The sequence below is a fragment of the Chryseobacterium cheonjiense genome, assembly GCF_012927265.1.
Classification (GTDB): domain Bacteria; phylum Bacteroidota; class Bacteroidia; order Flavobacteriales; family Weeksellaceae; genus Chryseobacterium; species Chryseobacterium cheonjiense.
On the sequence record NZ_JABBGF010000001.1, the window covers coordinates 966,688 to 990,042 of the forward strand.

At 37.9% G+C, this 23,355-nt stretch carries 19 protein-coding genes; 11 read left to right on the forward strand and 8 right to left on the reverse strand.

Going from position 1 to position 23,355, the window contains the following annotated elements; all coding sequences use genetic code 11:
• Positions 1-4: 4 nt before the first annotated feature.
• The 3 genes from dapF to pnuC all read right to left on the reverse strand — a co-directional run bounded on the left by dapF (position 5) and on the right by pnuC (position 2,124).
• A complete protein-coding gene (gene dapF, locus HHL20_RS04515; protein WP_169229983.1) occupies positions 5-772 on the reverse strand; it encodes a diaminopimelate epimerase in 768 nt (255 codons plus the stop codon).
• Positions 773-868: 96 nt separating this feature from the next.
• Positions 869-1,453 (reverse strand): hypothetical protein, encoded by a 585-nt coding sequence (locus HHL20_RS04520; protein ID WP_169229984.1) that lies wholly within the window; start codon positions 1,451-1,453, stop codon positions 869-871.
• Complete coding sequence (gene pnuC / locus HHL20_RS04525) at positions 1,450-2,124, reverse strand: nicotinamide riboside transporter PnuC (protein WP_169229985.1); 675 nt, start codon at positions 2,122-2,124, stop codon at positions 1,450-1,452. The genes HHL20_RS04520 and pnuC overlap by 4 nt, the downstream gene beginning before the upstream one ends.
• Before the next feature lie 165 nt (positions 2,125-2,289).
• Between pnuC and HHL20_RS04530 the strand changes: the two genes are divergently transcribed.
• From HHL20_RS04530 to HHL20_RS04545, 4 genes are all read left to right on the forward strand, one after another.
• On the forward strand, positions 2,290-3,810 hold the full coding sequence (locus tag HHL20_RS04530) for an APC family permease (RefSeq protein WP_169229986.1): 1,521 nt from the start codon (positions 2,290-2,292) through the stop codon (positions 3,808-3,810).
• 58 nt (positions 3,811-3,868) lie between these two features.
• On the forward strand, positions 3,869-4,891 hold the full coding sequence (locus tag HHL20_RS04535; RefSeq protein ID WP_169229987.1) for a beta propeller repeat protein: 1,023 nt from the start codon (positions 3,869-3,871) through the stop codon (positions 4,889-4,891).
• Between the two features lie 126 nt (positions 4,892-5,017).
• A complete protein-coding gene (hemN, locus tag HHL20_RS04540) occupies positions 5,018-6,376 on the forward strand; it encodes an oxygen-independent coproporphyrinogen III oxidase (protein ID WP_169229988.1) in 1,359 nt (452 codons plus the stop codon).
• A gap of 4 nt (positions 6,377-6,380) precedes the next feature.
• Complete coding sequence (locus HHL20_RS04545) at positions 6,381-7,592, forward strand: hypothetical protein (protein WP_169229989.1); 1,212 nt, start codon at positions 6,381-6,383, stop codon at positions 7,590-7,592.
• Between the two features lie 23 nt (positions 7,593-7,615).
• Here HHL20_RS04545 and HHL20_RS04550 read toward each other — a convergent pair whose 3' ends face one another.
• Positions 7,616-8,977: a PQQ-dependent sugar dehydrogenase gene (locus HHL20_RS04550; protein WP_169229990.1), complete on the reverse strand. Its 1,362-nt coding sequence runs from the start codon at positions 8,975-8,977 to the stop codon at positions 7,616-7,618.
• Between the two features lie 215 nt (positions 8,978-9,192).
• Between HHL20_RS04550 and secD the strand changes: the two genes are divergently transcribed.
• The 5 genes from secD (at position 9,193) to HHL20_RS04575 (ending at position 15,713) form a co-directional block, all read left to right on the forward strand.
• Complete coding sequence (secD, locus tag HHL20_RS04555; RefSeq protein WP_169229991.1) at positions 9,193-12,102, forward strand: protein translocase subunit SecD; 2,910 nt, start codon at positions 9,193-9,195, stop codon at positions 12,100-12,102.
• 486 nt (positions 12,103-12,588) lie between these two features.
• On the forward strand, positions 12,589-13,824 hold the full coding sequence (locus HHL20_RS04560) for a TCR/Tet family MFS transporter (protein ID WP_169229992.1): 1,236 nt from the start codon (positions 12,589-12,591) through the stop codon (positions 13,822-13,824).
• Positions 13,825-14,001: 177 nt separating this feature from the next.
• The gene (locus HHL20_RS04565) at positions 14,002-14,337 is read left to right on the forward strand and encodes a Sec-independent protein translocase subunit TatA/TatB (protein ID WP_169229993.1); all 336 of its coding nucleotides are present in this window, start codon (positions 14,002-14,004) and stop codon (positions 14,335-14,337) included.
• A 3-nt stretch (positions 14,338-14,340) separates the two neighbouring features.
• Positions 14,341-14,907, forward strand: a complete 567-nt coding sequence (locus tag HHL20_RS04570) for a phosphatase PAP2 family protein (protein ID WP_169229994.1) — start codon at positions 14,341-14,343, stop codon at positions 14,905-14,907.
• Positions 14,904-15,713, forward strand: coding sequence for a tetratricopeptide repeat protein (locus tag HHL20_RS04575; RefSeq protein ID WP_169229995.1), 810 nt, complete (start codon positions 14,904-14,906; stop codon positions 15,711-15,713). The genes HHL20_RS04570 and HHL20_RS04575 overlap by 4 nt, the downstream gene beginning before the upstream one ends.
• Positions 15,714-15,792: 79 nt before the next feature.
• On the opposite strand, the gene HHL20_RS04580 is transcribed toward HHL20_RS04575, so the two are convergent.
• Entirely contained in the window at positions 15,793-16,266 is a 474-nt protein-coding gene (locus HHL20_RS04580) for a 23S rRNA (pseudouridine(1915)-N(3))-methyltransferase RlmH (RefSeq protein WP_169229996.1), read from the reverse strand.
• Between the two features lie 111 nt (positions 16,267-16,377).
• On the opposite strand from HHL20_RS04580, the gene HHL20_RS04585 reads away from it, so the two are divergent.
• Together HHL20_RS04585 and HHL20_RS04590 are read left to right on the forward strand one after the other, a co-directional pair.
• The gene (locus HHL20_RS04585) at positions 16,378-17,394 is read left to right on the forward strand and encodes a DUF4421 family protein (RefSeq protein ID WP_169229997.1); all 1,017 of its coding nucleotides are present in this window, start codon (positions 16,378-16,380) and stop codon (positions 17,392-17,394) included.
• Between the two features lies 1 nt (position 17,395).
• A complete protein-coding gene (locus HHL20_RS04590; RefSeq protein ID WP_169229998.1) occupies positions 17,396-18,358 on the forward strand; it encodes a YihY/virulence factor BrkB family protein in 963 nt (320 codons plus the stop codon).
• Positions 18,359-18,558: 200 nt separating this feature from the next.
• Here HHL20_RS04590 and HHL20_RS04595 read toward each other — a convergent pair whose 3' ends face one another.
• From HHL20_RS04595 to acs, 3 genes are all read right to left on the reverse strand, one after another.
• Positions 18,559-20,769: a RelA/SpoT family protein gene (locus HHL20_RS04595; RefSeq protein ID WP_169229999.1), complete on the reverse strand. Its 2,211-nt coding sequence runs from the start codon at positions 20,767-20,769 to the stop codon at positions 18,559-18,561.
• 114 nt (positions 20,770-20,883) lie between these two features.
• Positions 20,884-21,246: a hypothetical protein gene (locus HHL20_RS04600; protein ID WP_169230000.1), complete on the reverse strand. Its 363-nt coding sequence runs from the start codon at positions 21,244-21,246 to the stop codon at positions 20,884-20,886.
• A gap of 186 nt (positions 21,247-21,432) precedes the next feature.
• On the reverse strand, positions 21,433-23,340 hold the full coding sequence (gene acs / locus HHL20_RS04605) for an acetate--CoA ligase (RefSeq protein WP_169230001.1): 1,908 nt from the start codon (positions 23,338-23,340) through the stop codon (positions 21,433-21,435).
• Positions 23,341-23,355: the final 15 nt, after the last annotated feature.

Consider the following 23,355-nt stretch of genomic DNA (forward strand, 5'->3'; position numbering starts at 1 on the left):
TTTTTTATAAAAGGTCTGTTTTTCCCTTAAAAACTTGTTTTGCAGGACCTTCCAGCCAAATGTTTGTGAAAGAATTTCCGTTTTTTTCAGCATATACTTTAAGATTTCCTCCTAAAGTCTGTACATTCACGGAAATTAGATTGTTATTTTGGAGAAAAGTTAAAGCCGAAGCTGTAACTCCGGTACCACAGCTGTAGGTTTCGTCCTCAACACCTCGTTCATAGGTTCTTACAAATATTTCCCCATCATTAATTTTTTCCACGAAGTTCACATTGATTCCTTTTTCTTTGTAATTTTCAGAATTTCGGATTCCGCTTCCTTCTGCAAAAACATTATAATTAACGAGATCTTTAACATACTTGACGTAATGTGGCGAGCCGGTGTCCATCACAGTATCGCTGCCATCTTGAGAGATGGTTTCCACATCATTCATTCTCAGTTTTACAATTCCGTTATGGATTTCCGCTTCATGCGCTCCGTCAATGGCTGTAAAGCTGCATTTACTTTCAAAAATATCAAGAAAAAAAGCAAATGCCACTGAGCAGCGGGCACCGTTTCCGCAAAAGCTTTTTGAGCCGTCTGAATTATAATAATCCACTTCAAAATCAAATCCCTCTGCCTTATTTATTTTAATCAGTCCATCTGCACCGATTCCGAAGCGGCGGTGACAAAGTTTCTGAATACTGGCAATTGAAAGATCATCCCATTCTCCCGAACGATTGTCAATCATTACGAAATCATTTCCTGTACCCTGATATTTGTAAAATTCCATGGAGCTGATATTTATATAAATTAAGCTGGCAAAATTACTACAATTAAAATAAAAAACGAACAGTGTTAGCTGCCCGTTTTCTTATTTATAATCGTTTTATCTAAATCCGCCTCCATTGGTATTCCGATTGGTATTCGGCTGCGATGGAGCTTGCTGGGTTGTAGATCCTGAACTGTTCCTGAAACCACCGTTGTTAGAATTGCCCGAAGAGTTATTTCTGAAGCCTCCGCTGTTGCTTTGAGGTTTCTGCGTATTCTGCTGCTGGTTCCTGAAGCCGTTATTTGGTCTCTGGCTGTTATTCTGCTTGTTGCTGTTTCTGAAACTTCCGTTATTATTGGAAGTACCGTCATTTACACCTCCTCTGAATCCGTTATTAGGCCTTGCAGAGGTTACTGTACCATCAGATCTTCTCTCAATATAAACTTTCCGTCTTGAATTATTATAGTTCTGATAGTAGTACGGCATGCCGTTATCATAATAATAGTTCATATTGTTCCGGTAGTAATACCCATCGTTTCCCCAATATCCGTCGCCGCCATAATAACCCTGAGGGGCGTAATAATATCCGTTATCATAGTACGGATCTCCATATGTACTTGCGTAAGGATCTGTATATGCTGTACACGATGCTAAGCTTGCTATCGTTACAACGCTAAATGCTATTTTTAATAAATTTTTCATGACTTTTCTGACTTTTTTCTTAAACTTTCCTTCCAGGTAATATAGCCCTGGACTGCCATTATAGTAAATACCAAATATTGAACCGAAGTGATACCGAGACCTTTATAAATCATCATCGGAATGCAGATAAAATCTCCAATGATCCAGAAGATCCAGTTTTCAATACGTCTTTTTGCCATAAACCACATTCCCACCAGAAATACGGAAGTGGTTACAACATCCAGCCAGTTGCCCCAATCCAGGTGGTACAAACCCAGACTGACGTTTTCCATTGAAAAACTGTTGTCGATGTACGGTTTATAATAATACACTACAGTTACTAAGATTAAACTTAAGGCAAAAAGTAAAATCCCATACAGCCATTCTTTTTTTGTAGCCCATGATACCTCCACATGAACATGGTCTTCCGAATTTTTTGCCCACAGAATCCATCCATAAATACTCATTACGGTATAATAAACATTAATCATGCAGTCGCCCAACAGCCCGAAATTGAAAAGAATGTATACATAAATCAATGTCGAAATAATACCGGTAGGATAGACCCAGATATTCTTTTTAATGGAAAAATAAACGCTTAGAATTCCGAATACAGTAGCGAAGGCTTCAAGGAAAATCTGCAGGTTTGTGTAGGTTTCGTAGGGCTTTACGAAAAGCTCATATAGATTCATGAGATCAAAAATAAACAAAAAAAGGCACACTTTAAAATGATTTAAATAATATGAAAATCAGTTTTTTATCAGCCTTTTGGTAAAATAAATGACGAAAATCTAGTAATAAACGTTAAGGTTTCTAAAATTTTTATATTTTCGTAAATCTTTAATAAATAATAAAATATGTCTAAAATTTGGACCAAGAAACCGATGAGTGCTTTCGAAAACGATATGAAAAGCAGTCAGCTCAAAAGAGTACTCGGTAAATGGAGTCTTACGGCTATCGGGATCGGTGCTATCATTGGAGGAGGAATTTTCGTACTTACAGGTACCGGAGCCTATTATCATGCAGGACCTGCATTGGCTCTTTCCTTTATTATTGCAGGAATTGCTTGCGTGTTTGCAGCATTATGTTATTCAGAATTTGCTTCTATTCTGCCTGTTGAAGGTTCAGCGTATGCGTATGCGTATGGAACGGTGGGTGAGATCTTTGCATGGATTATCGGTTGGGGGCTCATCCTCGAATATGCGATGGGATCTATGACGGTAGCAGTTTCCTGGTCGGGATATTTTAACAAGTTATTAAAAATGTTCGGTCTTCATCTTCCCGATTACCTTACCTCAGATCCTGCAAGTTATACTGGAGAAGGTTTTTCTATGAATCTGCCGGCTTTCCTTATTGTACTTTTTGTAATTTCTATCCTTATCAAAGGGACTAAAGAAGCGGCTAAGGCAAATAACCTTATCGTAATTATGAAGGTTTCTGCAGTTCTTTTCGTAATTATTGCGGGGGTATTCTTTATTAATACAGATAACTGGGATCCTTTCATTCCTGCCGCTACGATGGTAAAAGAAGGGGAAAACCTGAAAGAAGCGTATGGTATTCAGGGGATTATTTCGGGAGCCGCTGCAATCTTCTTTGCTTATGTAGGATTCGATGCGGTTTCTACACAGGCGGGAGAGGCAATTAACCCTAAAAAAGATGTTCCTTTTGCAATCATTGTTTCTCTTTTGGTTTGTACAGGACTTTATATTCTTGTATCTCTTGTTTTAACGGGAATGATGCATTACTCGGACTTTAATCCGCAGGGAAAATATCCGGACGCTATTAAAGCTCCTGTTGCTTATGCATTTGAAATCGCAGGACAAGGCTGGGCAGGGTATATCATTACCATTGCAGCAACAGTAGGTTTGATCTCCGTATTAATGGTGATGATCATGGGGCAGTCAAGAATTTTCTTAGGAATGTCCAAAGACGGACTTATTCCTAAAATGTTCAGCGATGTGCACCCTATAAGAAAAACACCGGCAAAAAGTTTAATGCTGTTGGGAATCATCATTGCAACAGTAGCAGCATTTACACCGATCAGTAAATTGGCGGATATGACCAGCTTCGGTACTTTATTCGCGTTTACAATGGTTTGTGTGGCAGTGTGGATCTTAAGAAAGAAAGAGCCTAACATGCCAAGAACATTTAAAGTTCCTGCACTTCCTGTAATTGCTACTCTGGGAATCTGTATCAATATTTATCTGATCTGGAACCTTAGCCACGAGGCTAAATACCTTTCACTGGCATGGCTTGCTTTAGGGGTGATTATTTATTTCACTTATAGTCTCAGACACAGTAAACTTCATAAGGTGGGTTACGGCGAAACATTCAAAGCTGAACAGGAACCTCTACAAAAAACGGATCTGGATCTGTAAAAACAATATAATCAAATAAAATCCACAGAATTCTGTGGATTTTTTATTTTTGTTATCTATGAAAAAAATATTGCCATTTTTATTTTTATTCTTCGGAGTATTTGCATTCTCTCAGAAGATAGAAAGTTTTAAAACTATTTTAAATGATAAAATAAGCATCCGTGCTTTACAGGTCTATGACAACAAAATCTGGTACAGTGGTACAGATTCGAAATTCGGATATGTTGATTTAAAAAATCCTGAAAATCAGAAACAGATCAGGTTATCTGAACAAAAACTGCAGTTTCGGGCGCTGGCTCAGGATAAAAAATATTTTTATGCAATTAATATTGAGAGTCCTGCTTATTTTTTTAAAATTGATAAAAGAAGTTTGAAATATCAGATCGTTCATACCGATACCGCCAAAAATGCTTTTTATGATGCGCTTGCTTTTTCAGGAGAAAATGGCATTGCACTGGGCGATCCTTACGGGAAATGCATGAATATCGTAATAACAAGAAACAGCGGTAAAAGCTGGGAAAATTTGCCTTGTGAAACATCATTTGAAATAGGAGAGGGGGAAGCTGCCTTTGCTGCAAGCAATTCAAACGTTTTTATTCATAATGAAGAGTTCTGGTTTGTGACAGGCGGCAAAAAATCGCGACAGTTTTATTCCTATAAAATGGGTGAAAAATTATACGGTAAAGAAGTGAACTTTGTTAATGGCAGTTCTTCAACAGGAATATATTCTTTGGATATTGATCCTGTATCCCGATTCGGTATTGTTGCAGGAGGAGATTACACCAAGCAGGAAGCCAACATCAATAATATCGCCACAACCAATAGTGGTGGTGAAAGCTGGCAGATTCAGGCTTCCGGGGAAAACGTCGGTTACACAACGTGCGTTAAAATTAAGCCGGGCTCCCGAGGAAAAGAAATTATTTCTGTTGGAGATCAGCACATCAGTTATTCATCAGATTTCGGGAAAACGTGGAAAAAGATTTCTGATGAAAAGGGATTTTTCGTTTGCCAATGGATTGATAATAATACCGTTGTTTTTGCAGGAAAAGACAGAATTTCATTAATGAAAATTATATTCTGAAAGGTATTTAGATGGGTTACAAATTTCTGAAAAAGGCCTAATATATTTCATGGTTAAAAATTCATCAGTTATGCGTAATTTTGCAATATGAAACTTGCTGAAAGTTTATTAAAATTTTAAATCAAAATGAATTCTTTAATAGATAAATATAATATTCCCGGTCCTAGATACACCTCATATCCTACCGTTCCATATTGGGACGAAAGCGGTTTTTCTCCGGAATTTTGGAAGCAGAGTGTGATCAGAACTTTTAAGGAATCGAATGCAGAAGAAGGGATTTCTATCTATATTCATTTACCTTTTTGTGAGGCATTGTGTACTTTTTGTGCCTGCCATAAACGCATTACCAAACAGCACAGCGTGGAAATTCCGTACCTGGAAAGCGTATTGAAAGAATGGCAGCTGTATCTTAATCTTTTTAATGAAAAGCCTAAGCTGAAAGAACTTCATTTGGGGGGCGGAACACCCACTTTCTTTTCACCGCAAAACCTGAAAACTCTTCTGGAGGGAATTTTTGAAACCGTTGAAATTGCGGCAGATCAGGAGTTCTCATTCGAAGGGCATCCCAATAATACCACAAGAGAGCATCTTCAGACCCTATATGATCTGGGCTTCAGAAGAGTAAGCTTTGGTGTGCAGGATTACGACCTGAAAGTTCAGAAAGCGATCAACAGGATCCAGCCTTTTGAAAATGTAAAAAATGTAACGGAATGGGCAAGGGAAATCGGCTACAGAGGAATAAGTCATGATCTTGTTTTCGGGCTTCCGCATCAATCCTGGGAAGCGATGGAGTATACCATCCGAAAAACGATGGAACTGAAGCCGGACCGTCTTGCTTTCTATTCTTATGCTCACGTTCCGTGGGTAAAAGGAGTAGGACAGAGAGGTTTTGATGAAAACGACCTTCCGAGTGGTGAAGAAAAACGCCGTTTGTATGAAGACGGTAAAAAATTACTGGAAGAATTAGGTTACATTGAAGTGGGAATGGATCATTTTTCTTTAGAACATGACGATCTGTACCAATCACTTATCCAAAAAAAATTACACCGGAATTTCATGGGCTATACTTCCAGCAAAACCCAATTGATGGTTGGTCTGGGAATGTCGGCCATTTCAGACTCGTGGTATGCTTTTGCCCAAAATATAAAAACGGTGGAAGAATATCAGAAAATGGTGGAAGAAGGACAGATTCCTGTCGTGAAAGGCCATATCCTGAATAATGAAGATCTTACGGTAAGAAGGCATATTCTGAACCTGATGTGTCAGCTTGAAACAACTTTTGATATCAATAATTCCTTCCCCGAGCTTGAAAATGCTTTTGGAATGCTGAAGGAAATGGAAAATGATGAATTGGTGGAAATAAATGGCCACCACATTCAAATTACAGAGAAAGGACGGGCATTTACGAGAAATGTAGCTATGGTTTTTGATCTCAGAATGATGAGAAATAAACCGGAAACGAGGATTTTCTCCATGACGATCTGATTTTATGTACAGGAAATTTCTTCTGATATTTCTTTATTTATACACACTGATTTTCAGTGTTTCTAAAACGATAAGAATACCGAACCAGTGGGCACAGTCTCATTGGTTACTGGATTACAGGTTCGGGTTTATCAAAAGAGGGCTGGCTGGGGAAATATTCGGATTTTTATCTGAAAAAAATACACTGTCTATTACTGTTCTTTCAATCGCGATATTGGCTGCACTGTATTTTTTACTTGTGAAGATTGCTTTCCGTGAGACTCTGAAAAATGCAAAAAGTTTTTACAGAATATTGTTTTTTGTCATTTTCCTGCTTTCTCAATACATTGTTTTTTCAGCCCATCTGATAGGGTATTTGGATCACGTTATTTTTTTGCTGACCATTTTAGCAGTTGATCTCATAGCGCGGAATAAAATGTTTCTATCGTCGCTGGTCGCGGTTTTTAGTATTTTTATTCACGAGATTTCGGTTTTTTTGATGCTTCCCGTGTGCTGCTTTGCAATCCTCGTAAATCAGATGCCTGAGGGGGATTTTTCAATTAAAAATATTTTCTCCGGCAATATTTTAAAAAGGTTCATTTTATTTTTAATCTTACCCTTTCTTACTGCGCTTTTTATTTCTTTTTATCAGGAAATCAGTGGAGATTACTATGCTCAGATCTTTTCCTATTTAAAAGACTCATCAATTTCAGAAGGTGTAGCAGGTTCAGTCTGCTCAGCTTATACCAAAAGTTTTACATATTATTTCAGGGAAGAGCACGGGCATTTTATACAGAGAGTTTTTATTTCGAAAGCAACAATATTTTACGGAATTCCTATTCTTTTTTGTTTATGGATGATTTTTAAAGAATTTAAACTAAAAAAGAATATTTCATTGTTTCTTATACTGATTTTAATTACAGGTCTGCCGTTGATCCTGCATTCCATTGCATATGATACCTATAGGATATGGACGTTTCCATATATGATTCTGTTTCTGGGATTCTGGGTTTTAAGCTTAAAAAACAACCGGAACAATAAGAATGAACAACAGAAACAATTATCAATTTGGGAAACTGTATTTTTTATAATTGCTTTCCTTTTTGTTTCTTTAATTCCCACTCAATTGTTTGATGGTGAGACAGAAAGATTTTCTATTGCTCTAAAGTTACTTCTTATCCTGCCTGTAATTGTAGTTTTGTATTTTTTAAAAAAAGCTCCAGTCAAAACTGACTGAAGCTCTTTACAGAACAGTCTGAACTATTTAATAATTAATTTTTTACTGTATGATTTCTGATTACCGTCATTCAGATGAATGAAATAAACTCCGGCCGGTATTCCTGAAATATTTAAGCTGTTATCGCTTTCAATTTTTGCCTTTTCCAATACTTTTCTTCCTTCAGTATTAGTGATGTCAGCTGTTGTGTTTTTATCTTTAATTCCTTCAATGAAAACTTTTTTCGAAGCCGGATTCGGATAAATTTTTATCTGTGTTGAAAGATCATTTTCGTTTGTACTTAAAGTAGACGTGGTGATTCTGAATATCTTGCCGTTATTCACCGCTGCTGCAAAAAGTTCGTTCTGATTATTAATTCCGAAAGTTGAAAAATTATTTCCGGAAAATGCCGCCGACCAGGTAATGGAATCATCGTTATTCAGAATTCCGATCTGGGTAGAGCAGTAATCGGCAAAAATATATTTTCCCTGCAGTGCGGGATATTGTGTGCCTCTGTAGATATATCCTCCTGTAATAGAGCATTTTCCGCCTGAATGATCATAGGCTGCAACAGGGAAAGTCATGGTAGATTGTGCCGCGCATCCTGAAGTGTTATACGCATTATTTCCTTCGTAACATCTCCATCCGTAATTAATTCCGGCCTGCGTAAGGGGCATTCTGTTAATCTCTTCAATATTACCTTGTCCAACATCTGCAATCATAACATTGCCGGAAACCGTATCAAAGTTGAATTTCCATGCATTTCTCAATCCGTAAGCCCAGACTTCATCTGCCCCGTCCGTTCCCACAAAAGGGTTATCCGGTGGAATATTGTACGGACCTGTGGAATTGATGTCTAACCGTAACATTTTTCCCAGCAGAGAATTTTTATTCTGCCCATTGTTGTTGGGATCGCCGCCACTTCCTCCGTCACCGGTTACAATCCATAAATAACCGTCCGGCGCAAAATGAATACTTCCACCGTTATGATTGTCGAATGGCTTCGGCTGGTTTAAAATAATTTTTTCTGTTGTAGCATCAGCAATGTCCGGATTGGAACTTCTGGTGTATCGTGCTACAGTAATGTTTCCACTGGTGTCATTGTAATACACAAAAAAATACCCGTTCGTCGAGTATTGAGGATGAAATGCGAGTCCCAAAAGCCCTTTTTCACCTCCATAAGTGATTTTTGAACTGATATTCAAAAAGTTGGACGAATTTACCGTGCCATCCGGCTGTACGATTTTAATAATGCCGTTTTGCTGCACAACAAACATTCTGCTGTCGTTGGCGTGGGTAATTTCTACCGGAGCCGTAAAACCGGTTGCAAACTCTTCCAGGTTAATGCTTTGTGCATTAAAGATGCTGAAAGAAAAGATACCGGCACAAAAAAGTAGATTTTTCATAATATTTTGATATTTAGTGTATTAAATCAGAATGAAAATTTCGTACCATAAAAACTTTATAATATTCATTAAAATAGCATGAAAAAATTATTAAATCTTAAATAAAAATAAGAATACCGATATATCTGAAAATAAATGATTTCTGTTGTTAAAAATTCATAAAATTCAAGAAAATGATTATATTTGCCGACTTAATTTAACGTAGTTATAACAAAATGCAAGGAAAAGGACTTATTACAATTGTTGCTATTGTACTAGGGTTGATTTGCTTAAACGAGCTATTACCAACATGGTACGCCAGCAAAATTGAAAAGCAGGCGACTGCTATTGCAGGAGACAATCCGGAGAAGTATCAGAAAGAAATCGCAAGACTTTCTAAGGATACACTGAATCTTGGATTCACAAAACTTTATTACACCAAAGCCAAAGACAAGGAAATGAAACTTGGTCTTGACTTGAAAGGAGGGATCAACGTTCTTTTGGAAATTAACCAGAGAGACCTTGTGAATGATTTAACCAATTATTCCACAAACCCTGTTCTTATTGAGGCTTTGAACAAAACAGATGAAGTTCAGAAGAATTCTACAAAATCGTACATCGACAATTTCTTTGAGCAGTTCGATGCAATCAACAAAGCTAAAGGTACCAACTTCAAGCTCGCAGATCCGGAACTTTTCGGAAATACTACGCTTACTGAAGTAAAGTACAATACGCCTGATGAGCAGGTAAAAGCTATTGTTAAAAGAAAGATCGATGCCTCTGTAGGAACAGCTTTCGAAGTTATCAGAACCAGAATTGATAAGCTCGGAGCCATCCAGCCGAATGTTCAGAGAGTTCCTGGTACCGCCAGGATTTCCGTGGAAATGCCTGGTATGAAGGATATCGATAAAGTGAAAAAGATGCTTCAGACTTCTGCAAAGCTTCAGTTCTGGGAAGTACAGCAGGTTCCTGAAATTGCGCCTTATTTCCAGACCATTACTACAATGGTTGCTGCAAAAGGTGATTCTATGGGAGTTGCTAAGAATGTAAACTTCATGAACCTTCTACACATTGACAGATTAAAAACCAATGGTGTTGCCAACGTAAAGTTATCTGATACGGCTGCTGTAAACAAAATCCTAAACAGCAAAGTAGCACAGTCTTTACGTCCTGCCAACATTAAATATACCCAATTCATGTGGGGTTATAAGCCTGAGGCTACAGATGCTGAAAGCTTGGTATTATATGCCATCAGAGGTAATATCAACCAGAAAGCTCCTGTAGATGGTGCTGTGGAAACTGCCAGTATCGGTTATGATGAATTGAGCAGAGTGGTGGTAGACATGCAGATGGATTCCAAAGGAGCAAAAGAATGGAAAACTTTAACCGAGAAAAACGTCGGAAAACCTGTTGCCGTAACGCTTGACAACAGAGTGTATACAGCGCCGAATGTTGTAAACGCAATCCCGAACGGTAGAACACAGATTTCCGGTAACTTCTCTCAGGAAGAAGCAAAAGAACTTGTTGACGTATTAGGAGCAGGTAAATTGCCTGCAGGTGCAAAAGTGGTTCAGGCTACGGTTGTAGGTCCTTCTTTAGGTCAGGAATCTATTGATGCAGGTTTAATGTCATTCATGATTGCATTTGCAATTATCATCGTATATATCATTTTCTATTACGGTGGAGCAGGGGTTTATGCAGTTATTGCAATGATCATCAACCTTTTCTATATTTTCGGTATTATGGATTCCGGCGACTTTACGCTTACGCTTCCTGGTATCGCGGGTATCGTTCTTACAATGGCTGTTGCGGTCGATACGAACGTTATCATTTATGAAAGAACAAAAGAAGAATTATTTGCAGGGAAAAGTATCCTTGAAGCATATAAAGACGGTTTCAAGCATGCATTGAATGCGATTATTGACGGTCACACAACTACTTTCTTAACGGCGGTTGTATTGTTCTTCTTCGGAACAGGACCGATCAAAGGTTTTGCTTTGACCTTGATGATCGGGGTGGCAATGACTTTATTCACGTCCGTACTGCTTTCCAGAGTGATGATCTTCTCAAGATTGAGCAAAGGAAAAGGACTTTCTGTATGGACGCCGGCTACGAAGAATCTATTCAGAAATACATGGATCGATTTCATCGGGAAAAGAAAGTATGCTTATATTTTCTCAGCTGTTTTAACGGTAGTTTGTATCATTTCAATCGCTACTCACGGTTTCAAATACGGTATCGACTTTACCGGTGGTAGAAACTATGTAGTAAGATTCGACAGAGATGTGAAAGCAGAAAATATCGAAAATAAATTAACAGCAATGTTTAAAACGGAAGATGGTAAAAACTCTTCTGTGGAAGCCAAAACTTTCGGAAGCAACAACCAATTGAAGATTTCTACCGATTACCTTATTGAAGATGAATCTTTAAAAGCAGACCAGGTTATTGAGCAGAAGCTGTACGAAGGGTTGAAATCAGAATTGCCTGCAGGAACAACGTTAAAAGATTTTAAATCTGCGGATAAAGAGCATGCAGGAATTATTTCTTCTGAAAAAGTAGGTCCTTCCGTTGCTGATGATATCAAAACTCACGGGGTATATGCCGTATTGGGAGCATTGGGAATTATCTTTATCTATATTCTGGCACGTTTCAGAAAATGGCAGTTCTCTCTTGGAGCGGTTGCGGCATTGTTCCACGATGCAATTATCATTCTGGGAGCTTATTCATTGCTTCATAAATATATGCCTTTCAATATGGAGATCAACCAGGATTTCATTGCTGCGATCCTTACGGTATTAGGATACTCCATCAATGATACGGTAATTATCTTTGACAGGATCAGGGAATACTTGAGAGAAAAGAAATCATTAACCTTAGCAGGATTATTTGATGATTCTATTTCCAGTACATTGGGTAGAACCTTCAACACCTCATTTACTACAATCCTGGTAATTTTAGCCATCTTCATTTTCGGTGGAGATAACTTAAGAGGATTTATGTTTGCGATGTTGATTGGTATCGGTTTCGGTACGTACTCATCCATCTTCGTAGCATCGGCTATTGCCTATGATTTCCTGAAAACAGGGAAGGAAGACGAAGTTCATGGTAAATCAACGACCAACAAAGAAGTACTTGCTTCAAAATAAAAGTAAACTACAATAAATAAGAAAAGCCTTTCCATTCGGAAAGGCTTTTTTGTTTGCTGTCAATTGTTGGTTGCTTACTAATTGTATTTATATTAATTCTTTAAACTCACACTCTACAATCTCAAACTCTTCAACTCAATTAGGAGCTTTTGACTTCGTCAAATTATATTTATATAGTTTTTTTGAGCAATTTCCAGCTTTCGCTACTCGCTTTTTCTTTTTTTGGCTGCGGCGGCGAAGCCGCCGCAGCCAAAAAAAGAAAAGAGCTCAGACATGCCGCTCAATCTGGGCTAGGGCGGTAGCCGGCCATTTCAATATTTCAGTCTTTCAGAAGAGTTGGCATCTAAAATTTAATACTGATTATAAAGAAACAGGAAAAATTCACAATTAGCCATTCATAATTCCCATTATCGGTTTATCATTACCCATTCATTACCCGCAATTTAGAATCATTATTTTTACTGATTTGATTATTTTTGCACCATTATGGAAAACTCGAGAAAGAAAGCGGCAATGAGCTTCATATTTATTACGCTCCTAATTGATATTACGGGATGGGGAATTATCATTCCGGTAGTTCCCAAGCTTATTGAGCAGCTAATTCACAGCGATATAAGCGAGGCGGCAAAATATGGCGGTTGGCTGGGATTTGCCTATGCATTTACGCAATTTGTTTTTTCTCCGGTTGTAGGTAATCTTAGTGATAAATTTGGAAGGAGACCGATTATTCTTATCTCTCTTTTCGGATTTGCTATAGACTATATTCTGCTCGCTCTGGCCCCCACCATTACGTGGCTGTTTATAGGGCGAATAATTGCCGGACTTACAGGGGCAAGTGTAACTACCGCAAGTGCCTACATTGCAGATATTTCTACAGATGAGGACCGGGCGAAGAATTTCGGACTTATCGGGGCTGCCTTCGGACTCGGATTTATCATCGGGCCGGTATTGGGAGGACTGTTAGGACATTATGGAGCGAGAGTGCCGTTTTATGCGGCTGCAGGATTGTGTCTGTTGAATTTCCTATATGGTTATTTCATTCTTCCGGAAAGTCTTGATAAAGATAAAAGAAGGGAATTCAACTGGAAAAGAGCCAACCCGATCGGGTCTTTTAAGTTTTTGGGTAAACATCCTGAAATATCTGGTTTAATAGTTTCTTTAATTTTAATTTATATTGCCGGACATGCCGTTCAGAGTAACTGGAGTTTCTTCACGATGTACAAGTTTAGCTGGAATGAGAGAATGGTGGGGGGTTCTTTAGGAGTAGTCGGGCTGCTCGTAGGATTAGTCCAAGGTGGGCTGATAAGATGGACAACTCCGAAATTAGGAGAGCAAAAAAGCATCTATTACGGATTAACACTTTACGCTATTGGAATGTTATTGTTTGCATTTGCCACTCAGGGATGGATGATGTTTGTCTTTTTAATTCCTTATTGTTTGGGTGGGATCTGTGGGCCCGCGCTTCAGTCGGTTATTACAAAAAATGTTCCTTCCAACGAACAGGGAGAACTTCAGGGAGCTCTTACCAGTCTGATGAGTGCAACAGCGATCATTGGTCCGCCGATGATGACGAATCTGTTTTATTTCTTTACGCATGATGAAGCACCTTTTAAGTTTTCGGGAGCACCTTTTTTTCTGGCTTTTATTTTAATGGCGGTAAGTGTTATCATCACATATTTTAATTTTCAGAAAAAAGAAATAAAAAAAGAAAAACTCGATTAAAACGAACTTTAAATGAGTTTCATTTTTGTTTTTTTTATAATCTGATTTGTTTGTGAATTGAGATGCAGATATTTATACAATGCCTTGTTGCAGTTCAGTAAATAATTTCAAACTTAATATTTTATTAAAACTTCATAATAAGTATTGAGATTCACTTATCTTTTGTAATTTTGTATTATGGAACTAAGCATTGGAGAAATGGCATTGATTGCCGTGGCAATCGTAGTATTATTCGGACCGGATAAACTTCCTCAAATCGCCCGTGATCTGGGTGCAGGGGTAAGAAAGATGCGCGGTGCAGTGGAAGACATCAAAACGGAGATCATGAAAGAGACAGATAACCCTGTTTCTGAGATTAAACGCGAGATTGAAAAAGTAAAAGATGCCGCAAAAGATTTTAATCCGATGAAAGATGTCCAAAATGATATCCTGACAGATTCCCATTCTTCAAATGAACCTCCTAAACCTAAACCTTCAGAAGATGAAACCTATGAAGGCCCTGTAAGCAGATAGCATATGGAGGAGATTATTCAGGAAGATAAAAAACTTTTTTTATTTCTCAATAATTTAGGGAATTCCTCTTTTGACCAGTTCTGGATACTGATTTCCAGCACATGGATCTGGGTTCCGCTTTATATTATCTTCTGCTATTTTCTGTTTAAAAGTTACAAACTAAGGTCATTGGTTTTTATTCTGATCTTTATTGCAATAGGCGTCACCATATCGGATCAGCTTGCCGGTGTCTTTAAACACGGGATTGAGAGATTGAGACCCTGTCACGACCCGGTTTTACAGGATCATATGAGGATTGTAAAATGTGGCGGGCAGTTCGGTTTTTATTCTGCACATGCATCCAATACGTTCTTTTTGGCAACCTTTTTAAGTATTTTATTAAAAAATAAGCTTAAATGGTTTCCTTATGCTATATTTGTGTGGGCTGTGATCGTAGCATACAGCCGCATTTATTTAGGAGTGCATTTCCCGATAGATATTTTGGTGGGGGCGTTTGTTGGAACTTTATTGGGAGTGATATTTGCTGCGCTCGCCAGAAAAGTGATCAACAAACAAAATATAACCTCATGAAAAACATTCTATTTTTTTTAGCTTTAGCAACATTATCACTGCACGCACAGGATAAAAAAATTGCTGAAGATTGTTTCCGTAAAGCAGATTACAAATGTGCGGAAGAAGAATATTCCAAGCTGGTTCAGACCGAAAAAATCCAGAAATTCAAATCAGAATATTATAATTACCTGGGAACTTCACAAAGAAGACTCGGTAAAACAAATGCGGCTTTTAAATCGTATGAATCTGCACTGAAGGCCGATCCTATGTCTGCCGCGGTATATGCCAATTTAGGTTCTATCCACGGTCAAAAAGGAAATAAACAGGCTGCTTTGGATTATCTTAATCAAGGACTTAAGCTTGAACCGGAAAATGCAGATATGTATCTTACCCGTTCGAAAGTCTACGAAAATTTAGGTAAAAAAGATCTTGCTGCAAAAGATTTGAATCAGATTCTGAGTTTTGCACCTGATAACATCTATGCAAGGACCGGATTGGCCAATCTTAAAAAGAACAGCGGCGATCTTGAAGGGGCCCTTAAAGATTATAATCAGCTGATTTCTGAAAAACCAGAATCACTTCTCTACAGTGGTAGAGGCGATGTTTACTTCAAACTGAAAAAAAATAAAGAAGCGCTTGCCGATGTGAATAAAGCAATTTCTATCGATCCGAAATTCGCCCAGGCCTATGTAAATAAAGCATTGATTTTATTTGAAACAGCAAAACCTAAGGAAGCTTGTGCAAGTCTTGATAAAGCGGTAAGTTTAGGCTATGAAAAGCCTTTGCTGATAGAATATTATTCTAAATGTGAAGTAAAAAAATAATTCCCTCCAGTATTTCAGGTTTCGGGGCGGCGGCGAAGCCGCCGCCCCGAAACCTGAAATACTCCAACCTAAAATTCAATCAGTCATTATGATACGGTTTTCCCTGGAGAATCTGATCTGCACGATACAGCTGTTCCACAATAAACAACCGGATCATCTGATGGGTAAAGGTCATCTTTGACAACGATATTTTTTCGTTAGCCCGACTGTATATTTCCTCTGAAAATCCGTATGCACCACCAATAAGAAGATGGATTTTTTTTACGGAAGAATTCATCCAGGTGTCTATTTTCTGTGAAAATTCCCTGCTGGTAAATTGTTTGCCTTTTTCATCGAGGATCATCACGAGATCCGTTCTGTCAATGTAATTCAAAAAAAGCCTGGCTTCTTCCTTCTTTAAAAGATCGGGAGATAGATTCCTGGCATTTTTTACATCCGGAATTTCGGTGATCTCAAAGTTCCAGTGTTTGGGTAGTCTTTTTATATAATAACTGATAAGAGACGTTATTTCCTTATCATCTGTTTTGCCAATACAAAGCAGGTTAATTTGCATTTCTTCTAAATTATGCGTCAAAGATATTTATAAATCAAGAGAATTCATAATCATGTTCTGTTCTGGAAGTGAAGTCTGAAAAAATCATTATTTTTGTACCACACCGGTCCAATGAAAATAAAAACACTCTCTTTTCTGCTTTTCATTTTTCCATTAGTTTCTTTTGCCCAGGAAATTAGTGACGATAAAACAGCGCGGTACCTGGAAGAAGATAAAAAGAAAATTTCTGTTGTGGGAGGACTGAGTTATTTACATAATTCATTTGGTTTGTTGTACGAGGATAAAGTTTTTCATCTACGGCCAAATGATGCTTTTTATACAGAATTTTTCCTAAGATACCGTTGGCTTGATGTCAGTTTTTCTTTTGCTCCGAAACTCACCCATATCAATAATGATGACCCTGAAAAAGGAAAATCCAAATATTTCAATTTTGGATTTAATTTTTTCGTAGCTCCGAAAATCAGGCAGTATCTTTATTTCAGTCAGGTGAAAGGTCTTTACTTTCAGGATACCAAAGAATTTTTGCAATTGCTGTATGGGAATGATTATAATGAAGAAGGCTATCTGCAGTTTCCGGATGCGAAATACCGCTCTTTTAAAGGAGAAACAACTTATCTTTGGATCGGAAATAAGTCAGATTATAGAAGCTTTAATAATATGACCTATGAGCCGCTAAAAGATGTCTTTGTCGTAAGTACAGGACTTTTTTATCAGTATAATATCCTTAGTGATATGAACAGAGTAATCTATCAGGGAAATGTCATTACCGACATAGAAAACAATCCGTCCAAAGATTTGAGAATTGCATTGAGGTCAGGAGCAGGCATTCAGAAAAAAATTAAAAACTGGTATGCGGTGCTGGAGATTTATCCTGAAATATATTACGCAAAGCTCATAGATGAAGATTTTCATGAATTTAATGTGGGAGGCTATTCTAACGGGCGAATCGGGTACGACAACGGGAAGTGGTTTTTCGGCGCAGGCGCGCAGCTAAACTGGATTAACAGTTCCAATGAAAATTTTTACTCTGCCACACAATGGCTCTTCCGGGCGGGAATTGGTTTTCGGTTTAATTCTCCTACATTTGTAAACAGAAACTTTGATAAGATAGATAATATTTTTAAATAACATGGGTCTGAAACTTCCGAAATTTATACTTAAAATTCAAGAATTTTTTGATGATATACATATTCCTCTTTTGGGAATATCTCTATGGCAGATGTTTCAGATTTATATCAGAGGTATTTTTAAAGATAAAATAGGCAGAAAGGCAGCTGCTATCTCCTGGAGTTTTACGATCAGTTTGTTTCCTTTTATTCTCTTTATTCTTTCGGTAATTCCATATATGCCGCATTATGAAAAGCTGCAGTTCTATATTTTTGATGTTTTAATGCATAATGTTTTTCCCTCCAACATGGAAGGTGATGTACGAAATTATATTGAGGAAAGCATTGTCCCGAATATGAAGGGAATCAGTAATCTGACCATCGTTCTGGCCCTGGTTTTTGCCACCAACGGAACATTTTCCCTCATCAACGGATTCAATGAAAGCACTCATGAGAAAATGAGCGATGTCAAAGAATTTATTCTCTCGTTTTTTATCACTATAGGATTTGTGCTGATTGTATTTCTTGCGCTTTTCGGGGTGTATTATTCTGAGGTTGTTTTGAAGCAGTTTACACCTGTTTATGATGTCTCCTGGCTGGTAAATAATCTTTCGGAAATTATTGGTTTCGTATCTTTCCCATTGTTTTATTTCATCCTTCTGACGCTTTTTTATTGGTTGGGAACTGTGAAAATCACCAGATTCAGACAGGCGATTCCGGGTGCTATCTTAACCACTGTACTGTTTGTAGTAACCACTTATTTCTTTGCATTATATGTGAAAAATATTGCCCGGTACAATGTTCTTTACGGATCTATAGGAAGTATGATTCTTCTTATGGTTTGGGTAAATGTGAATGTTTATCTCCTTCTTTTCGGAAACGAACTGAATATGGCTATCAGAAAAGTAAGGATCGAAAAATTATTATCTGATGAATTGAAACGCTCCCGGAATAAAAAAGGGGAATCCAGTGATAATAAAGAATAATCTCATCATTACGGTCAGTTTAGTCTTCTTTAGTAAATCTTTAATTAAAAAGTCAGTACTTGTTCCTGCTCAAGAAATGACTGAATCCTTCAGCAGCTGATGCATTTGTAATAATTAACGATTTTACAACAGAAAATCAGGATCACTCCTGAAACCTGATTGCTGCTGAAATTTTTCTAAAGTATTCTGTAAGATTCACATTAAGATTGTAATCTTCTCACCTTTGAAACACCGTCAATGTCATTGAGTTTTTTAAAGGTCTGCTCCAGCTGACTCTTGTTTTTTACTTCAAGATTAATGGTTCCGGTGAAAACGCCGTCGTTCGATTCAATAGACATACTTTTCATATCCATTCCCATTGCGCCGCTAATGACGGTGGTGATATCATTAATCATTCCCATCCTGTCGAGCCCTTCAATTTCTATTTTTACCCTGTTTTTAAAGCTTTCTTCATTTACCCATTTGGCGGGAATCACTCTGTAATCATATTGTGCCCGAAGATTTATGGCATTCGGACAGTTGTCGCTGTGTACTTTGATACCGTCCGAAATAGTAATAAAACCGAATATTTTATCCCCGGGAATCACAGTACAGCATTTTGCATAAGTGTAATTGAGCTTTTCTTCGTCTTTCCCAAAGACAATCATATCCAGGTTCTGCTCTTTAGGCTCTACAAAAGCTGTATTTTTTGAAGGAGATTTTCTGAATCTCGAAAGCAGGTTGTTAAATACATTTTTACTTTCAATATACTTTCTCAGGCTGCTTGCATCCAGCTCGTTGCTTTGGAATTTTAAGAACAATTCCTGGGAAGATTTGAGATTGAAAAACTTCTGGAGTTTATTAACCTCTTCATCATTGAAATTGATTTTGGCATGACGGAGCTTCCGCTGAAGAATCTCTTTGCCTTCTTCTACCAGCTGATTTTTTTGTGAGTTTAAATAACTCTTGATCTTTGATTTGGCCTTTGAGGTAACTACAAATTCCAGCCAGTCGGACTTTGGCTTCTGATTTTGTGAAGAAAGAATGTCCACCTGGTCACCGTTCTGTAAAACATATGAAATCGGAACAAGCTTTCCATTGATTTTTGCGCCTAAACACTTCATTCCCAAATCAGAGTGTACGGAGAAGGCAAAGTCCAGAGCCGTTGCATTAGTCGGTAAAATTTTAATTTCCCCTTTCGGAGTGAAAACAAAAACTTCTTTGGAATAGAGGTTGAGTTTAATATTATCCAACAATTCGGAGGTAGAAAGGTTCTGCTGTTGTTCCAATACCTCACGTATCTCCGTTACCCAGTTTTCAAAATTCCGGTCTTCGGTACTTTGTTTGTAACCTTCTTTGTATTTATAATGGGCTGCAACCCCTTTTTCCGCAATTTCATCCATTCTTTCAGAACGGATCTGTACTTCAATCCATTTTTTATCCGGTCCTAAAACGGTCAGGTGAAGACTTTCATATCCTGTAGAACGCGGTTGTGTAATCCAGTCACGCATTCTGGAAGGATTACTGTGATATACATCCGTTACAATTGAATAAATTTTCCAGGCCAGAAATTTTTCATTCTTAGCGTCAGATTTATAAATAATCCTGATGGCGTAGTTATCATACACCTCTTCAAAAGACACGCCCTGCTTCAGCATTTTCCTGTAAATGGAAGAAATTGCTTTTGCGCGGCCTTTTATCTTAAAATTAAGTCCTTCTTCATGCAGTTTTTCAGAAACTTCTTTTTTAAATTCTTCAATATACCGTTCGCGGCTTTCTTTAGCCAGCTCAAGTTTCTCTGTAATTTCTGTATAAATGTCTGGATTATTATATTTTAAGGATAAATCTTCAAGTTCAGATTTGATGTTATACAATCCTAAACGGTGCGCCATCGGTGCATAAATATACACCGTTTCGGAAGCGATTTTTTTCTGCTTATCCGGAGCCATGCTTTCCAGCGTACGCATATTGTGAAGGCGGTCTGCAATTTTTATCAGAATTACCCTGAAATCTTCAGAAAGTGTCAGAAGAAGTTTCCTGTAATTCTCTGACTGAACCGAGATGTTCTGGTGATTCATGATGGAGATCTTGGTAAGTCCATTGACAATATTGGCAATTTTTTCACCAAAAATTTTCTTCAGATCTTCATAGGTATAATCGGAATCCTCAATGACGTCATGCAACAGGGCACAGGCAATGGAGGTGGCCCCAAGACCGATTTCCGTGGCTACAATTTTAGCTACGGCAATAGGGTGGTAAATGTAAGGTTCACCGGTTTTTCTTCGCTGATCTTTGTGGGCATCCAATGCAATATCGAATGCTTTTCGGATAAGTTTATTATTTTCCTCGTCCAGTGTTCGGTATGTGTTGGAAATCAGATCCTTATATCTGGCGAGAATTTCTTTGTTTTCTTGTTCTAAGTCGTAACTCATTCGTGCTATAGCCTATATTTACACGAAAATACGAAATTTTTTGCACTTTTCAAATACAAAAGAATCCATAGACGGATCTACGGATTCAGGGAATTTATTTTTATCATTTGTATTTTAAAATTTCACTTCGGAATCCATTCCCATGGTTGAACCTTTAATTCTAACATCCGGGCTGTTATGGATTTCCGCTTTGTTTCTGGCACTGATATAGTGTTTAAGGGTGCTGTAATTAGCCTGTTCAAGGCTCATATTTTCGAACAGATACGTTTTCAGTACCGTGTTCTGGCTGAAGACATGTCGGGCATCATCGATCTGATGTTCCTTGACTGACACGCTTACAATATATGGAGAATGATGGTTATCTTCGTTCAAATAAACAATATATTCCGAATTCTCAAAACCTGAACTTTCAAGATCGGCTTCTAGTTTTTTATAATCGCTGTGGGGTTCAAATAATCCAGCTAAAATATTTGACATAGCAATAGTTTTTAATTTTAATTAAAGATACAATATTTTTCGCAATGTTTTAAATTATTTTTAAAAAAATATCAATTATATTATTTTATCTATAATAAATTAAGTTTTTATATGAATTGTCTATTTAATAGCAGTTAGTAATAAAAAGAAAGAGAGCCGAAATATCTGCTCTCTTTACATTGGTATTTAAACTCTTTCATTTTTAATTTCTTCCACAATTTCAGGATTCAGAAGTGTGGTAATGTCTCCGAAATTGCTGAAGTCGCCTTCTGCAATCTTCCTCAATATTCTTCGCATGATTTTTCCTGAGCGCGTTTTAGGTAACCCTGAAACAAACTGAATTTTATCAAGCTTTGCAATAGGACCAATCTGTTCGGAAATAAGCTGATTGATCTCTTTTTTAAGGTTTTCTCTTTGCCTGCTTTCGCCGGTTTCTTTTAAAACGACATAACCGTACAGTGCGTTGCCCTTGATATCATGAGGATATCCAACAATAGCAGATTCCGCGACAGCCGGATGCTGATTGATGCTGTCTTCAATAGGAGCGGTTCCAAGATTATGCCCGGAAACGATGATGACATCATCTACACGCCCGGTAATTCTGTAATAGCCGACCTCGTCACGAAGCGCCCCGTCACCGGTAAAGTATTTTCCCGGAAAAGCAGTGAAATAGGTTTCTTTATACCGTTGATGGTCTCCCCAGATGGTCCTTGCGATACCCGGCCACGGAAAACGGATGCAGAGGTTTCCGGTAACCTGGTTGCCCATAATTTCGTTACGTTTATCGTCCATTAAAACCGGTTGTATTCCCGGAAGCGGCAATGTTGCGTAGGTAGGTTTGGTAGGGGTTACAAATGGGAGAGGGGAGATCATAATTCCGCCGGTTTCCGTCTGCCACCATGTATCGACAATCGGGCATTTTTTCTTCCCGACGTGATCATTAAACCAATGCCACGCTTCTTCATTAATGGGTTCTCCAACGGAGCCTATTACTTTTAATGTACTCAGGTCATGCTTATCAACCCATTCTACACTTTCTTTGGCTAGTGAACGGATGGCTGTAGGTGCTGTATAAAACTGAGTAATTTTGTGTTTCTCAATCACTTCCCAGAATCTGTCCGGTTCCGGGTAAGTAGGAATTCCTTCGAAAATAACAGTTGTAGCGCCGTTAAGTAACGGTCCGTAAAGGATATACGAATGTCCTGTAATCCAGCCGATATCTGCAGTACACCAATAGATGTCATTTTCTTTATAATTAAATACATTTTTAAATGTATATGCTGTATATACCATGTATCCGGCGCAGGTGTGAAGCATTCCTTTCGGTTTTCCCGTTGATCCGGAAGTATACAGAATAAAAAGCGGATCTTCGGCATCCATAATGACGGAAACAAAATCCGGAGAAGCGTTTTGGTAAAGATCATCCATCCAGAAATCCCGATGCTCTTTCATTTTTACATCATTTTGGGTTCTTCTTACCACCAACACTTTTTCTACACTGGGTGTTTTTTCCAAAGCCTCGTCAACAATGCTCTTAAGATCAAGAACTTTATTCCCTCTGTAGCTGCCATCGGATGTAATGACCATTTTTGCACCGCAGTCATTAACTCTTGAAGAAACAGCAGATGCTGAAAACCCTGCAAAAATTACAGAATGAACAGCTCCCAATTTTGCACAGGCAAGCATTGTGATAGCAAGTTCGGGAATCATAGGAAGGTAGATGCACACCCTGTCTCCTTTTTCAATTCCCAATTCTCTCAGCACATTCGCTGTTTTGTTGACTCTGGTGTATAACTCACTGTAAGAGATATGTTGCGCTTCTTCTTTGGGATCATTGGGTTCCCAGATAATGGCTGTTTTATCGCCTCTTACCGAAAGATGTCTGTCCAGGCAGTTTTTAGTAATATTTAATTTAGCATTTTTAAACCACGAAATTTTGGCTTCATTCATGTCATATTTTACGATTTTGCTCCAACGCTGATACCACACGAAGTTTTCATCGGCTATTTTATCCCAGAATTTCTTAGGATTTTTAATTGACTTTTTATAATCCTCAAAATATTGTGGTAAATCTTCTATCAGGTAATTTCTCATATCCCTTTTTTTTGA

What these genes read in the sequence shown, in the direction of transcription:
- dapF (WP_169229983.1), bottom strand. Translation starts at nt 772, where the DNA reads ATGGAATTTTACAAATATCAGGGTACAGGAAATGATTTCGTAATGATT.
- HHL20_RS04520 (WP_169229984.1), bottom strand. Translation starts at nt 1,453, where the DNA reads ATGAAAAATTTATTAAAAATAGCATTTAGCGTTGTAACGATAGCAAGC.
- pnuC (WP_169229985.1), bottom strand. Translation starts at nt 2,124, where the DNA reads ATGAATCTATATGAGCTTTTCGTAAAGCCCTACGAAACCTACACAAAC.
- HHL20_RS04530 (WP_169229986.1), top strand. Translation starts at nt 2,290, where the DNA reads ATGTCTAAAATTTGGACCAAGAAACCGATGAGTGCTTTCGAAAACGAT.
- HHL20_RS04535 (WP_169229987.1), top strand. Translation starts at nt 3,869, where the DNA reads ATGAAAAAAATATTGCCATTTTTATTTTTATTCTTCGGAGTATTTGCA.
- hemN (WP_169229988.1), top strand. Translation starts at nt 5,018, where the DNA reads ATGAATTCTTTAATAGATAAATATAATATTCCCGGTCCTAGATACACC.
- HHL20_RS04545 (WP_169229989.1), top strand. Translation starts at nt 6,381, where the DNA reads ATGTACAGGAAATTTCTTCTGATATTTCTTTATTTATACACACTGATT.
- HHL20_RS04550 (WP_169229990.1), bottom strand. Translation starts at nt 8,977, where the DNA reads ATGAAAAATCTACTTTTTTGTGCCGGTATCTTTTCTTTCAGCATCTTT.
- secD (WP_169229991.1), top strand. Translation starts at nt 9,193, where the DNA reads ATGCAAGGAAAAGGACTTATTACAATTGTTGCTATTGTACTAGGGTTG.
- HHL20_RS04560 (WP_169229992.1), top strand. Translation starts at nt 12,589, where the DNA reads ATGGAAAACTCGAGAAAGAAAGCGGCAATGAGCTTCATATTTATTACG.
- HHL20_RS04565 (WP_169229993.1), top strand. Translation starts at nt 14,002, where the DNA reads ATGGAACTAAGCATTGGAGAAATGGCATTGATTGCCGTGGCAATCGTA.
- HHL20_RS04570 (WP_169229994.1), top strand. Translation starts at nt 14,341, where the DNA reads ATGGAGGAGATTATTCAGGAAGATAAAAAACTTTTTTTATTTCTCAAT.
- HHL20_RS04575 (WP_169229995.1), top strand. Translation starts at nt 14,904, where the DNA reads ATGAAAAACATTCTATTTTTTTTAGCTTTAGCAACATTATCACTGCAC.
- HHL20_RS04580 (WP_169229996.1), bottom strand. Translation starts at nt 16,266, where the DNA reads ATGCAAATTAACCTGCTTTGTATTGGCAAAACAGATGATAAGGAAATA.
- HHL20_RS04585 (WP_169229997.1), top strand. Translation starts at nt 16,378, where the DNA reads ATGAAAATAAAAACACTCTCTTTTCTGCTTTTCATTTTTCCATTAGTT.
- HHL20_RS04590 (WP_169229998.1), top strand. Translation starts at nt 17,396, where the DNA reads ATGGGTCTGAAACTTCCGAAATTTATACTTAAAATTCAAGAATTTTTT.
- HHL20_RS04595 (WP_169229999.1), bottom strand. Translation starts at nt 20,769, where the DNA reads ATGAGTTACGACTTAGAACAAGAAAACAAAGAAATTCTCGCCAGATAT.
- HHL20_RS04600 (WP_169230000.1), bottom strand. Translation starts at nt 21,246, where the DNA reads ATGTCAAATATTTTAGCTGGATTATTTGAACCCCACAGCGATTATAAA.
- acs (WP_169230001.1), bottom strand. Translation starts at nt 23,340, where the DNA reads ATGAGAAATTACCTGATAGAAGATTTACCACAATATTTTGAGGATTAT.